General features: G+C 76.6%; 9 protein-coding genes. 7 read left to right on the plus strand and 2 right to left on the minus strand.

The features are described from left to right. Positions 1-129 precede the first annotated feature (129 nt). The 3 genes from A0J59_RS01985 to A0J59_RS01995 all read left to right on the plus strand — a co-directional run bounded on the left by A0J59_RS01985 (position 130) and on the right by A0J59_RS01995 (position 2738). On the plus strand, positions 130-621 hold the full coding sequence (locus tag A0J59_RS01985) for a rhodanese-like domain-containing protein (protein ID WP_082918660.1): 492 nt from the start codon (positions 130-132) through the stop codon (positions 619-621). Further along, the gene (locus tag A0J59_RS01990; protein WP_172819992.1) at positions 618-1868 is read left to right on the plus strand and encodes an O-succinylhomoserine sulfhydrylase; all 1251 of its coding nucleotides are present in this window, start codon (positions 618-620) and stop codon (positions 1866-1868) included. Before A0J59_RS01985 ends, A0J59_RS01990 begins: the two co-directional genes overlap by 4 nt. Positions 1869-2015: 147 nt before the next feature. Continuing rightward, positions 2016-2738 (plus strand): class I SAM-dependent methyltransferase, encoded by a 723-nt coding sequence (locus tag A0J59_RS01995; RefSeq protein WP_064315056.1) that lies wholly within the window; start codon positions 2016-2018, stop codon positions 2736-2738. A 24-nt stretch (positions 2739-2762) separates the two neighbouring features. Here the strand turns inward: A0J59_RS01995 and A0J59_RS02000 are convergent, their stop codons facing one another. After that, entirely contained in the window at positions 2763-3248 is a 486-nt protein-coding gene (locus A0J59_RS02000; RefSeq protein WP_156532746.1) for a hypothetical protein, read from the minus strand. 191 nt (positions 3249-3439) lie between these two features. Between A0J59_RS02000 and recC the strand changes: the two genes are divergently transcribed. From recC to recD, 3 genes are read left to right on the plus strand one after another with little or no spacing between them, the layout of a single operon-like run. Next, positions 3440-6907 carry an exodeoxyribonuclease V subunit gamma gene (gene recC / locus A0J59_RS02005; protein WP_255364887.1) on the plus strand — a complete coding sequence of 1156 codons (3468 nt, stop codon included), beginning with the start codon at positions 3440-3442 and terminating at the stop codon, positions 6905-6907. Continuing rightward, positions 6904-10473 carry a UvrD-helicase domain-containing protein gene (locus A0J59_RS02010; protein WP_255364884.1) on the plus strand — a complete coding sequence of 1190 codons (3570 nt, stop codon included), beginning with the start codon at positions 6904-6906 and terminating at the stop codon, positions 10471-10473. The genes recC and A0J59_RS02010 overlap by 4 nt, the downstream gene beginning before the upstream one ends. Further along, positions 10470-12485 (plus strand): exodeoxyribonuclease V subunit alpha, encoded by a 2016-nt coding sequence (recD, locus tag A0J59_RS02015; RefSeq protein WP_082918662.1) that lies wholly within the window; start codon positions 10470-10472, stop codon positions 12483-12485. The genes A0J59_RS02010 and recD overlap by 4 nt, the downstream gene beginning before the upstream one ends. On the opposite strand, the gene A0J59_RS22210 is transcribed toward recD, so the two are convergent. Then, the gene (locus A0J59_RS22210; protein ID WP_255364885.1) at positions 12461-12583 is read right to left on the minus strand and encodes a hypothetical protein; all 123 of its coding nucleotides are present in this window, start codon (positions 12581-12583) and stop codon (positions 12461-12463) included. The two genes, recD and A0J59_RS22210, sit on opposite strands and share 25 nt — an antisense overlap. Positions 12584-12655: 72 nt before the next feature. Between A0J59_RS22210 and A0J59_RS02020 the strand changes: the two genes are divergently transcribed. Beyond that, positions 12656-13720, plus strand: coding sequence for an LLM class flavin-dependent oxidoreductase (locus tag A0J59_RS02020; protein ID WP_064315059.1), 1065 nt, complete (start codon positions 12656-12658; stop codon positions 13718-13720). Positions 13721-13749 lie beyond the last annotated feature (29 nt).

The following is a 13749-nucleotide window of genomic DNA, read 5'->3' on the forward strand; positions in this document are numbered from 1 at the left end:
GCGTACGATCCCGAGCAACCATCCGGAGCGGCCGAGTGACGTGGCACGTCGACGCCGCAGCAACCCCCCGGTCCGTCGCGAGACGGCCGGGCGCAGGGTGCTACTGCCACGATCGATGGAGGAGGACTCATGAGCGACCAGTCCCAGCAGCAGTCGGCATCCCGGCCGGCGCCGCCCGACGCGCGACCCGCCGTCGGCTACGCCGGCGACCTCACCCCCCAGCAGGCGTGGGACCTGCTGACGAGCGACGAGCGCGCCGTCCTCGTGGACGTCCGCACCGAGGGCGAGTGGCGCACCATCGGCGTGCCCGACGCCTCGGACCTCGCCCGCGACGTCGTGTTCGACGAGTGGGTGACCCCGGCCGGGCCCAACCCGCGCTTCCTGGACCAGCTCGTCGAGGCCGGGCTCGCCCCCGGCGACGAGCGTCCCGTCGTGTTCCTGTGCCGCTCGGGCCAGCGCTCGATCGGCGCCGCGCGCGCGGCCACGGCCGCCGGGCTCGGGCCGTCGTACAACGTGCTCGAGGGCTTCGAGGGCGCCCAGGGCTTCTCCGGTCTGCGCGACGTCGAGGGCTGGAAGGTCCGCGGCCTGCCCACCACGACCTACGACGAGACCGCCCGGTGAGCGCCGCGCAGCCCGGGAGCGTGCCCGGCGGCTCCGGCCGTAAGCCCCTGCCCGCGAGCGCTCGCCCCGCGACGCTCGCCGTGCGCGGCGGGCACCACCGCACGGAGTTCCAGGAGACGTCCGAGGCGCTGTTCCTCACGCAGGGCTACACGTACGACCGCGCCGCCGACGCCGAGGCCGCGTTCAAGGGCGAGCTCGACCGGTTCGTCTACTCGCGCTACGGCAACCCGACCGTGCACGCGTTCGAGGAGCGCCTGCGCCTGCTCGAGGGCGCCGAGGCGTGCTACGCGACGGCGTCCGGCATGTCCGCGGTGTTCACGTCGCTCGCCGCGCTCGTGGGTTCCGGGTCGCGGATCGTCGCGGCGCGCGCGCTGTTCGGGTCGAGCATCGTCATCTTCGACGAGATCTTCGCCAAGTGGGGCGTGCGGACGGACTACGTCGACGGGCACGTGCTCTCCCAGTGGGAGGAGGCGCTCTCGACGCCCGCGGACGTCGTGTTCTTCGAGACGCCGTCCAACCCCATGCAGGACATCGTCGACGCGCGGCGCGTGAGCGAGCTCGCGCACGCCGCGGGCGCGGTCGTCGTCCTCGACAACGTGTTCGCGACGCCGCTGCTCCAGAAGCCGCTCGAGCTCGGGGCGGACGTCGTCGTGTACTCGGCGACCAAGCACATCGACGGCCAGGGTCGCGTGCTCGGCGGCGCGATCCTCGGGACCGAGGAGTACGTCACCGGGCCCGTGCAGACGTTCATCCGCAACACGGGGCCTTCGCTCTCGGCGTTCAACGCGTGGGTCCTGCTCAAGGGCCTCGAGACGCTGCCCGCGCGCGTCGCCGCGCAGAACGCCGCCGCGGCGCAGGTCGCCGAGGCGCTCGAGCAGCTCCCCGGCATCGGCCGTGTGCGGTACCCGTTCCTCGCGTCGCACCCGCAGCGCGAGCTCGCGCAGTCGCAGCAGAGCGGCGGCGGGACGGTCGTGACGTTCGACCTCGCCGTCCCCGAGGGCACCGACCCCGAGACGGCGAAGAAGCGCGCGTTCACGTTCCTCGACGCGCTCCAGGTCGTCGACATCTCCAACAACCTCGGGGACGCCAAGTCGCTCGTCACCCACCCGGCCACCACGACGCACCGCAAGCTCGGCCCCGAGGGCCGGGCCGCCGTCGGGATCGCGGAGACGACCGTGCGCCTGTCCGTGGGCCTCGAGGACCCGCTCGACGTCATCGAGGACGTGGAGCAGGCGCTGAACGCCTGACCCCTTCCCGCCGAACATGCGGTGGTGGCCCGTCCCGGCGTCGGGACGGGCCACGACCACGTGGGCAGCGGGCAGCGGGTGCATCGTCGACACGGGGCGCTCGGCAAAGGCGTGGACCGGCTGCGCCGACCCTCGTAGCGTCGGAGGGTGCCCGACGCGATCTTCGACGACCCCCGCCTCGCCGCTCTCTACGACCCGCTCGACCCCGACCGCAGCGACCTCGACGCCTACGTCGCGATCGTAGACGAGCTCGGTGCGCGCCGTGTGCTCGACGTCGGGTGCGGCACCGGGACGTTCGCGTGCCTCGTGGCGCAGCGCGGGCTCGACGTGGTCGGCGTGGACCCGGCGGACGCGTCGCTCGACGTCGCCCGCACGAAGCCGGGCGCCGAGCGCGTGCGCTGGCTGCACGGCGACGCGACGGCGCTCCCCCCGCTCCAGGTCGACCTCGCGACGATGACGGCGAACGTCGCGCAGGTGTTCCTCACCGACGACGCGTGGACCGCGACGCTGCGGGGCGTCCACGACGTGCTCGCGCCGGGCGGATGGCTGGTGCTCGAGACCCGTGTCCCCGCCCGCCGGGCCTGGGAGGGGTGGGTCCGCGAGGTGACGACCACGCGCGTGGAGGTGCCCGACGTCGGCCCGGTCGAGTCGTGGACCGACCTCACCGACGTGTCGCTCCCCTTCGTGTCCTTCCACGACACGACCGTGCTGCCCGACGGCACCACGCTCCACTCCGACTCGACGCTGCGCTTCCGGGAGCGCGACGAGGTCGAGACGTCGCTCGTGGCGTGCGGGTTCGAGGTCGTGGACGTCCGGGACGCGCCCGACCGTCCGGGTCGCGAGTGGGTCTTCGTCGCACGGCGCGGCTGAGCGCGCGAAGCGCTCCCACGCACGTCAGCCGCGACGGTCGCCCAGCACGACGACATCCTCCGGGCGCCCGCCCGACCGTGCGACGTGCGACCGGACCGCGTCCAGCTCGTCCGGCAGCAGGAGGAAGGTCACCGACGTCCCGGTGTCGTTCACGTCCCAGAGCAGCGTCCAGTGCTCGTCGAAGCCCGAGCCGCAGATCGTGGAGGGGGCGACGGCGAGGGCGAGGTCGAGCTGGCGGTCGTCGCGAGGGTCGAGCTCGAGCGAGATCGGGGGCTCCCAGCCGAAACGCCGGGCGAGACGTCCGCGTCGTGCACGGCGCAGCTCGTCCAAGGCGTGCACCGCGTCCGTCGCGTCCGGTGGCCACGGTTCGTCGGAGTACACGTCGACCTGGAGCCGTGCCACCCGGTCGCGCAGCGCCAGGAGCGCGCCGCGGCACGCGGCCGCCACGGTGCCCGGCGCGGCGCCGTCGGCGATCGTGCACAGCACGGCCGTCGTCCTCCGCTGCCGCATCAGGCCTCCCTCGGGTGCCGGTTCCGCCGGGGCATGCGCGCACGTGCGGTGCGGACACCGTAGTCCCCGGCGACCTGTGGACGGCGGTTCGACGGTGTGGGACGCACCTCGTAGATTCCTCGTAGCGCTCGGCCGACCGGCAGGGCGCGACGACCGGTCCGCCACCACCGACAGGGGTCCTCTTGCTGCACGTGCACCGCTCCGAGCGTGCCGAGGCGCTCGTGGCGCCGCTCGCCGCCGTGCTCGCGGAGGCGCCGGAGGACCCGTTCACGCCGGACGTCGTCGCGGTCCCGACGCGAGGGGTCGAGCGGTGGCTCGCGCAGCGGCTGTCGCACCACCTGGGCGCGGGCGAGACGTCGGGCATCTGCGCGAACGTCGACTTCCGCGGGCCGCGCCGACTCGTGGAGCAGGTCGTCGCGGACCTCACCGACCTCGACCCCGACGACGACCCGTGGCGGCCCGAGCGTCTCGCGTGGTCCGTGCTCGAGGTGCTCGACGCGCACCTCGCCGAGCCGTGGGCGGCGCCGCTCGCGCGGTACGTCGGCAACCCGGGCGACGAGGTGCGCCGGGGGCGTCGGCTCACGCTCGCGCGGCGGCTCGCGGACCTCCTGGTCGACTACGCGCGCCAGCGGCCCGAGGTCGTGCTCGCGTGGTCGGCCGCGTCCCCGGTCACGGGCACCGCCGCCGCCCCGGACGACCTCGCCTGGCAGCCCGAGCTGTGGCGCCGCCTGGTGGAGCGCGTCCCGGCGACGGACCCGGCGCGGCGCGTCACGGAGGCGGTCACGGCGCTGCGCGCGGACCCGGCGGCCGTCGACCTGCCGCCGCGGCTGTCGGTGTTCGGGCCCACGCGGATCCCGGAGGACGAGCTCCGGGTCCTGCGCGCGCTCGCCGAGCACCGCGACGTCCACCTGTGGCTCGTGCACCCCTCGCCAGCGCTGTGGGCGACGGTCGCCGCATCCGACGACGGCGACCCCGCCAGGGGCGGCGCGGACCCGGGCGCCGACCGCGCGGGTGCGCCCGTCCGGCGTCGAGCGGACCTGCCGACGTTCGCGCGGCACCCGTTCCTCGCGTCCACCGGCCGGGACGCGGTCGAGCTGCAGCTCCGGCTCGCCGCGGGCGAGGCTCGTGAGACCCACCACGAGGCGGCGCCCCCGCCGCCGACCCTGCTCGGCGCGCTGCAGTCCGCGCTGCGGGCCGACGACCCGGACGGCGCGCACGTGCTGGACCCGGCGGACCGGTCCGTGCAGGTGCTCGCGTGCCACGGCCGGGCGCGGCAGGTCGAGGTGCTGCGGGAGACGCTCGTCGGGCTGTTCTCCGCCGACCCGACGCTCCAGGCGCGCGACGTCATCGTGCTGTGCCCCGACGTCGAGACGTTCGCCCCGCTCGTCACGGCGACGTTCGGAGCGGTCCCCGAGCTCGGCGAGGACGCGCACCCCGGCCAGCGTCTGCGGGTCAGCCTCGCCGACCGCGGCGCCGGGACGACCAACCCCGTGCTCGCGCTGCTCGCCACGCTGCTGCGCCTCGCCGACGGCCGCGTCACGGCGTCGGAGGTGCTCGACCTCGCCGCGAGCGCGCCGGTGCGCCGCCGGTTCCGGTTCTCCGACGACGACGTGGACCGCCTGCGCCAGTGGGCCGTCGAGGCGGGCGTGCACTGGGGCGAGGACGGCGAGCGGCGCGCGCGGTTCGGGATCGACGGGCACGTGCGGCAGGGCACGTGGGACGCGGCGCTCGACCGCCTCCTGCTCGGCGCGGCGATGGCCGACGAGGACGCGCGGTTCGTCGGGCCGGCGCTGCCGCTCGACGACGTCGGCTCGACCGACGTGGACCTCGCGGGCCGCCTCGCGGAGCTCGTCGCGCGCCTGACGGAGACGCTGCGCGCGCTCGACGGGGTGCACCCGCTCGCGCACTGGCTCGACGCGCTCGACCGCGCGCTCACGCTGCTCGCCGAGGCCCCGCCCACGGAGGCGTGGCAGATCGGCGCCGCACGCCGCGTGCTGGGCGACGTCCGCGCGGCGGGCGCGGCGCACGGCGGGGTCGCGCTGCGGCTCGCGGACGTGCGTGCGCTGCTCGACGACCGTCTCGCGGGTCGCCCGACCCGCGCCGGGTTCCGCACGGGCGCGCTCACCGTGTGCTCGCTCGAGCCGATGCGCTCCGTGCCGCACCGGGTGGTGTGCCTCCTGGGGCTCGACGACGGCGTGTTCCCCCGCACCGCCGCGCCCGCGGGCGACGACCTGCTCGCCCGGCACCCCGAGATCGGCGAGCGCGACGCGCGCAGCGAGGACCGGCAGATCTTCCTCGACGCCGTCGCCGCGGCGGGCGGCCACCTCGTCGTCGTGCACACGGGCGCCGACGAGCGCACGGGTGCCGTCCGGCCGCCCGCGGTCCCCGTGGCGGAGCTGCTCGACGCGCTCGACCGCGTGGCGACGACCGTCGACGGCCGCCCGCCGCGCGAGCACGTGGTCGTCCAGCACCCGCTCCAGGCCGTGGACGAGCGCAACTTCGTCCCGGGTGCCCTGGGTGCGCCGGGGCCGTTCAGCCACGACGACGCCGCGCTCGCCGGCGCCCGACGCGCACGGGAGAAGCGTGAGCCGGTCGGTGCCCTCGTCGGTGCACCGCTCTCGCTGCCCGTCGGCCCAGCGAGCGGCCGGACGGAGGAAGTAGACCCGGCGACGGCGCTGGGGATCCGCGCCGACGTCGAGCTCGACGACCTGGTCCGCCTGCTGGAGAACGCGCCGAGGTGGTTCGCCCAGCACACGCTCGACGTGGGCCTCGTGCTGGAGGAGGACGACGTCGAGGACCGCCTCCCGCTCGCGCTCACGGGGCTCTCCGGCTGGGGCGTAGGCGACCGCGTGCTGCGGGCCGCGCTCTCCGGCGTCGACCCGAACCGGGCGATGCAGGCCGAGTGGCGCCGGGGCCAGGTCCCGCCGCGCGAGCTGGGACGCACGGCGCTCCAGGAGGTGGTCCGTGCCGTCGGCCCGCTGCGTGTCACCGCCGTGGAGGCCGCGCGCGAGGCCGACCTCGCCGCCGGCCGTCCGGTGAGCCAGGACGTGCTGAGCTCGGCCGAGACGGTCGACGTCCGCGCCGTGCTGCCCGACGGCCGCACCCTCGTCGGGAGCGTCCCCGGCGTGCACGGCGCACGCGTCGTGCGCACCGAGTACTCCCGCCTCGGGCCCAAGCACCGGCTGCGCGCCTGGGTGCAGGCGCTCGCGCTCACGGCGAGCGACCCCGGGCGCCCGTGGGACGCCGTCGCGATCGGCCGCTCGTCCCGGGGTCCGGGCGTCGCCTGGTCGACGCTCACACCACCGGACCACGACACGGCGACGCGGGTCCTCGCCGACCTCGTGGCGCTGCGCGACGAGGCGGCGCGCGAGCCGCTGCCGGTGCTCCCCGAGGTGTCGCTGCGCTACACCGAGGAGCGCAGCACGAGCGACGCGCGCGACGCCCTGATGCGCGCGGGCTGGGCGTGGAACAAGGGCTTCGAGCGCAAGGACCCGTACGTCGTCCTCGCGTGGGGACAGGACCCGGCTCTCCCCGACGTCGCGGGGCTCGCCACCACGGCCGACCTGGGCCGCTTCCCCGACGACCCGACCCGCCTCGGCGCGCTCGCGCGCCGCGTGTGGGAGCCCCTGCTGGAGAACGAGCTGCGAGGTGCCCGGTGAACGGCGCGACGTCCCGGACCGCGACCGACGGCGCCGCCCCGCACGCGGGCCACGTGGGGAGGAGCGGGACCCCGCGGCGCTTCGACCCGTTCGGCGACCTGCCGAGCGGGACGGTCGTGCTCGAGGCGAGCGCCGGCACCGGCAAGACCCACACGATCGCGACCCTCACGACGCGGTACGTCGCCGAGGGCGTGGCCGCCCTGCCGGAGATCATGCTCGTGACCTTCGGCCGCGCCGCGACGTCGGAGCTGCGCGACCGCGTCCGCGAGCGCCTCGTCGCGACCGAGCGCGCGCTGCGCGGCCCCGCTCCCGCGGACGACCCGGAGCCCCTCGTCGCGTTCCTCGCCGCCGTCGACGACGACGAGCTCGCCCGTCGCCGGGAGCGCCTGCGCGTCGCGCTGTCCCAGCTCGACGCGGCGACGATCACGACGACGCACGGCTTCTGCCAGCAGATGCTCACGGCGCTCGGCACGGCGGCTGACGTCGACCTCACGACGAGCTTCCTGCCCGACGTCGCGGACCTCGTCGAGGAGGTCACCGACGACCTGTACGTGCGGAGGTTCGCGGACGAGCCGGAGCCGATCCTGTCGCCGCGCGACGTGCGCGACGTCGCCCGGGCGGCGGTGAGCGACCACGGCGCGGTGGTCGCGCCGTCGGACGCGGCCGAGGGGTCGGTGGCCGCGGCGCGGTACGAGGCCGCGGTCGCCGCGCGCCGCGAGGTCGAGGCGCGCAAGCGGGCGATGCACCTGCTCGACTACGACGACCTGCTCGTGCTGCTGCGCCGCGCGCTGACGGACCCGGAGCACGGCGCGACGGCGGCGCGGCGGGTCCGGTCGCGGTTCCGCGTCGTCATGGTGGACGAGTTCCAGGACACCGACCCCGAGCAGTGGGAGATCCTGCGCACGGCGTTCCACGGGCACCCCGAGGAGTGCCGCACGCTGGTGCTCATCGGCGATCCCAAGCAGGCGATCTACGCCTTCCGCGGCGCGGACGTCGTGACGTACCTGCGCGCGGTCGAGGACGCGGCGGACACCGCGACGCTCAGCACGAGCTGGCGCAGCGACGGCCCGCTCCTCACGGGCCTGCACGCGCTCCTGGGCGAGACGGCGCTGGGCGACCCGCGCATCGTGGTCCGGCCCGTCGACGCGGCCCACCCCGAGCCGCGCTTCTCCGGCGGCGCGCCGGTGCGGCTGCGGCAGGTCACGCGGCGCGCCTACCGCCTCGGGGGATCGTCGGCGCCGTCGGCGCCGGACGCGCGCACCCTGCTCGCGCAGGACGTCGCGGCGGACGTCGCGGGCCGCCTCGGGACCGCGGACGGCGGGGACCGCGTGCGCGACGACGGGCTCGCGGCGGCGGCCGACGACGCGGGCGGCGCCGGCCGATGGCGGGCGCTCGAGCCGCGGGACGTCGCCGTGCTCACCCGGACGAACGCCCAGGCCGAGGCGGTGCGCTCGGCGCTCGTCGCGCTGGGCGTCCCCGCGGTGGTGTCGGGGCCGTCGAGCGTGTTCGGCTCGGCAGCGGCCCAGGACTGGCTCACGCTGCTCGCCGCGCTGGAGCAGCCCGGCCTGCACCGCCGCGCGACCGCGCTCGCGCTCACACCATTCGTGGGCTGGGACGCGCAGCGGCTCGCGACGGCCGGGGACGCGGACCACGACGAGCTCGGCGACACCGTCCGAACCTGGGCGCGCCTGCTCGCGGACCGCGGCGTGGCCGCGGTCGCCGAGGTCGCGGCCCGCGGAGGTGCGACCGCACGGGTCATGGCCCGGGTCGACGGCGAGCGCTACCTCACCGACCTGCGCCACGTCACGCAGGCCCTGCACGAGGCCGCGGTGACCGAAGGGCTCGGCACGGCCGCGCTCACCGCGTGGTTGCGCGCCCGGATCGCCGAGGTCGGGAGCGTCTTCACCGACGAGCGCACCCGGCGCCTCGAGACGGACGCCGCGGCCGTCCAGGTCGTCACGGTGCACGCCGCGAAGGGCCTGGAGTTCGGCGTCGTCTACGTCCCGTTCGGCTGGGAGCGGTTCGAGTCGGACGACCAGGAGCTGTTCGCGTTCCACGACGACCACGGGCAGCGCGTCCTGCACCTGGGCGGCGTGGGCTCCCCCGGCTTCGTGGACGCCAAGGCGCGCTGGCGCGACGAGGAGCTGGGCGAGGACCTGCGCCTGCTGTACGTCGCCCTCACGCGCGCCCGGCACCAGGTGGTGGTGCACTGGACGCCGACCAAGCGCAGCACCGGCTCCGGACCGCTCACGCGGCTGCTCCTCGCGGACCGGATGCTCGGCGGCGAGCCCGGCCGTCATGCCCGCCCCGACGCGATGCGCGACGACGCCGTCCGGTCCGCGTTCGAGGCGCTCGCCGCGCGCTCGGGCGGGACGGTCGTCGTCGAGCAGGTCGAGAGCCGGCCGAAGGGAGTCCGCTGGTCTCCCGGGCGTCGGGCCGCCGCGGACCTCGCGCTCGCGACCACCGCGCACCTTCCGGACCGCGAGTGGCGACGCGCGTCGTACTCGGCGCTCACGGCGGCGGCGCACCACGGTCCGGTCGGCGGGATCGAGAGCGAGCCCGAGGACCCGGGCATCCAGGACGAGCCGGAGGAGTCGCCGGACGCCGACGAGACCGGCGCCGTGCCGTCCGGAGCGCCGGCCGAGACCCCGGCCGCCCGTCCCGGTGCCGACGTCCCCTCGCCCTACGAGGGGCAGCCGGGAGGCACCGCGTTCGGCACCCTGGTGCACGAGATCCTCGAGTACGTCGACACGGCTGCCGACGACCTCGACGCCGAGGTGCGCGCCCGGTGCACCCAGGCGGCGACGGTCCGCGTGCCCGGCGTGGAGCCCGTGTCGCTCGCCGCGGCGCTCGGCCTGTCGCTGCGCACCCCGCTCGGACCGATCGCGGGCGGGCTCACCCTCGCCGACGTCGACCCGCGCGACCGGCTCCCCGAGCTCGAGTTCGAGCTCCCGCTCGCGGGCGGCGACGAGACGGAGGGCGTCCGGCCGTCGACGCTGCGCGACCTCGCCGACGTCCTGCGCGCCCACCTGTCCGCCGACGACCCGTTCGCCCGCTACCCGGACCTGCTCGCGGCGCTGGCCGACGAGAGCGAGGGCGGGCCGGCGGGCGGTACCGGTGGGATCCCGCTGCGGGGGTACCTCACCGGCTCGATCGACGCGGTGCTGCGGGTGCCCGTCGCGGGCCCGGACGGTCGTCCCGACCCCGCCGGCCGCCGGCGCTACCTCGTCGTCGACTACAAGACGAACCGCGTCGGCCCGCCCGGCGTGCCGCTCGCCGTCGGCGACTACCACCCGGACGCGACGCGCGACGCGATGCTCGCCTCGCACTACCCCCTCCAGCTCGTGCTCTACCTCGTCGCGCTGCACCGCTACCTGCGCTGGCGCGTGCGCGACTACGACCCCGACCGCGACCTCGCGGGCGGCGCCTACCTGTTCGTGCGCGGCATGGCCGGCCCGGAGACCCCGACCGGTCCCGACGGCGCGCCGTACGGCGTCGTCGCCTGGACGCCGCCGCCGGGGCTCGTCGTCGCCCTGTCCGCCCTGCTCGACGGAGGTCGCGCATGACCACGACCCCTCTCGGCTCGACGGTGCCCGTCGCGTCGCCGGCTCCCCCCGTGGACGAGGGCGACCCGCGCCTCGCCGTCGGGGTGCCCGCCCGGCTCGGCGCGTTCAACGCCGCGCGCGTCGTCTCCGCGGCCGACCTGCGCGTCGCGCTGCGGCTCGGCCGGCTCACGGGCGAGCACGACGACGAGGTGCTGCTCGCCGTGGCGCTCGCCGTGCGCGCGGTGCGCAGCGGGTCGGTGTGCGTGCGCCTGGACGACCTCGGGTCGCTCGAGCTGCCCGAGGACGAGGAGGCGGCGCGCACCGACGCCACGGACCTGCCCTGGCCGGACCGCTCCGCGTGGGCGGACGCGGTCGCGCGCAGCCCGCTCGTCGCGGCGGGCGTCGACGGGCCGGCCGACCGCCCCGCGCGCTGGGTGGGCGGCGCCCTCTACCTCGACCGGTACTGGCGCGACGAGCTCGCGGTCCGGCACGACGTCGACGCGCGGCTCGCCTCGGCCGAGCTGCCCGTGGACGCCGACCGCCTCGACGCCGCGCTGTCCCGCCTCTTCCCCGCGGCGGACGACACCCGGCAGCGGCTCGCCGCCGCGCACGCCGCGACGCGCCGGCTCACCGTGCTCACGGGCGGCCCGGGCACGGGCAAGACGACGACGGTCGCGCGGCTGCTCGCCGTCCTGCACGACGCAGCCCTCCCGTCCTCGTCGTCCGCCGCCCCCGCGTCCGGCGCGGGGCTGCGCGTGGCGCTCGCCGCGCCCACGGGCAAGGCCGCCGCGCGCCTCCAGGAGGCGGTGCGCGAGGTCGTCGCCGGGTTCGGCGACCCGGCCGACCGCGAGCGCGTCGGCGCCCCCGTCGCGACGACGCTGCACCGGCTGCTCGGCTACCGGCCGGGCAGCAGCACCCGGTTCCGGCACGACGCGCACCACCACCTGCCGCACGACGTGGTGGTCGTGGACGAGACGTCTATGGTCGCGCTGCCGCTCATGGCGCGGCTGCTCGAGGCGCTGCGGCCCGACGCACGGCTCGTGCTCGTCGGCGACCCCGACCAGCTCGCGTCCGTGGAGGCCGGCGCGGTGCTCGGGGACCTCGTGCACCGGGAGCCGGTCGCCGCGCCCGCGACGACGGCCGTCGTGGTCGCGACGGCCGACGTCGCGCTCGCCGCCTCCCCGCCGCCCGCCGACGGCGAGGTGGACGACCGCGCCGTGCTGGGCAACGGCGTCGTGCGGCTGCGCACCGTCCACCGCCAGGACCGCGACTCCGAGATCCTGCCGCTCGCAGCGGCGATCCGGACCGGGGACGCGGAGGCGACCCTCGCGCTCCTGCGCGCGGGCCACGGCTCGGTGGAGTTCCTCGAGACGCCCGACGACGTCCCGGACGACGCGGTGCTCGCCGCCGTGCGCGCCGACGCCGTCACGGCAGGCACGGCGCTCGTCGAGGCGGCCCGCGCGGGGGACGCCACCGCGGCTCTGGACGCCCTCGCCCGGCACCGCGTCATGGTCGCGCACCGGCGCGGCCCCGCGGGTCGGGGCCGGTGGGCGGCGCAGGTCGAGGCGTGGGTCGAAGAGGCCACGGGCCACCACGCGACCGACTCTCCGTGGGTCGCCGGCCGGCCGCTGCTCGTCACGACGAACGACGCCGAGGTCGGCCTCTACAACGGCGACACGGGCGTGCTCGTCGCAGAACCCGGGGGCGCCGGCGTCGTCGCCGTGTTCGGCGACCCGCGCTCCCCGCTGCGGGTGCGCACCCACCGCCTCCCGCCGGTCGAGACCGTGCACGCGATGACGGTCCACCGCGCGCAGGGCAGCCAGTTCGACCGCGTCACCCTCGTGCTGCCGCCCGCGACGTCGCCCCTGCTCACACGCGAGCTCCTCTATACCGCAGTCACGCGGGCACAGTCGTTCGTGCGCGTCGTCGGTTCCAAGGACGCCGTGCGCACCGCGGTGACGAGCCTGGTCCACCGGGCGAGCGGGCTGCGCACCCCGCTGCCCGGCGGTCAGTCCTCCGCGCGCCCCGCCTGATCCTTCTCCCGCAGCTCCTTCAGCCGGCTCCAGGGCACGAGCACGATCCAGGCGACGGACGCGATCGCGGCGCCCATGATCATCGAGGGGACGTCCATGGCGACCATCCTGACAGGCGTGCCCCGACTCCCCAGGGGAATGAGGCTCGGGGGTCGCCGGTTGGCACCAGGGTGAGCACCCAGACCCCGCGCCTGTCCGTCCTCGACCTCGTGCCCGTCCGCTCGGGCCAGTCCAGCACCCAGGCGGTGCGGGCGTCGCTCGACCTGGTCCGCCTCGCGGACCGGCTCGGGTACGAGCGGTACTGGTTCGCCGAGCACCACAACATGCCCGCGGTCGCGGCGTCGACGCCGCCCGTGATGATCGCCGCCGCGTCGTCGGTGACCAACCGCATCCGGGTCGGCTCGGGCGGGGTCATGCTGCCCAACCACGCGCCGCTCGTCGTCGCGGAGCAGTTCGCGGCGCTCGAGGCGATCGCCCCCGGGCGCGTCGACCTGGGGATCGGCCGCGCGCCGGGTTCCGACCCCGTCGTCACGCAGCTCCTGCGGATCACCGGCCCGACGGCCGACGTCGACCGGTTCCCCCAGCACGTGACCGACATCCTCGCGCTCATGAGCCGGCAGGGCGCGACGCTGCGCCTCACGAGCGGCCAGGTCTACGACGTGCACGCCACGCCCGCCGCCGACGGCGCGCCGACCGTCTGGCTGCTCGGGTCGAGCGACTACTCCGCGCGCCTCGCGGCCGAGCTCGGGCTGCCGTACGTGTTCGCGAACCACTTCTCCGGCCAGGGCATCGACGAGATCCTGGCCCTGTATCGCGAGGGCTACCGCCCGAGCGAGGCGTTCCCCGAGCCGCGCACGTTCCTCACGCTCAACGCCGTCGTCGCCGAGACCGACGACGAGGCCCGGGCCCGGGCGCTCCCGCAGGCGCGCATGATGTCGCGGCTGCGCACCGGTCAGCCGCTCACCGCGCTGGAGACCGTGGAGGAGGCCCAGGCGGCGCCCCTCGACGGCGCGGCCGGGCAGATGGTCGAGGACAGCCTGCGCCGCTGGGCCGTCGGGACGCCCGACGCCGCCGCGGCCGAGGTCCGCCGGCTCGCCGAGCGCCACGGGGTCGACGAGGTGATGGTCGTCCCCGTCGCCGCGTCGCGCGCGGACGAGGCGCTGGACTCCACGCCGGGCCGCGCCCGCACGCTCGAGCTCCTCGCGGACGCCCTCTCCGGCGCCCGGACGTCCTGACCCGCCGACCGCCCGTCGGCCCACCCGCC

Origin of the sequence: Cellulosimicrobium sp. I38E, assembly GCF_001647255.1 — a bacterium.
Classification (GTDB): Bacteria; Actinomycetota; Actinomycetes; order Actinomycetales; family Cellulomonadaceae; genus Cellulosimicrobium; species Cellulosimicrobium cellulans_E.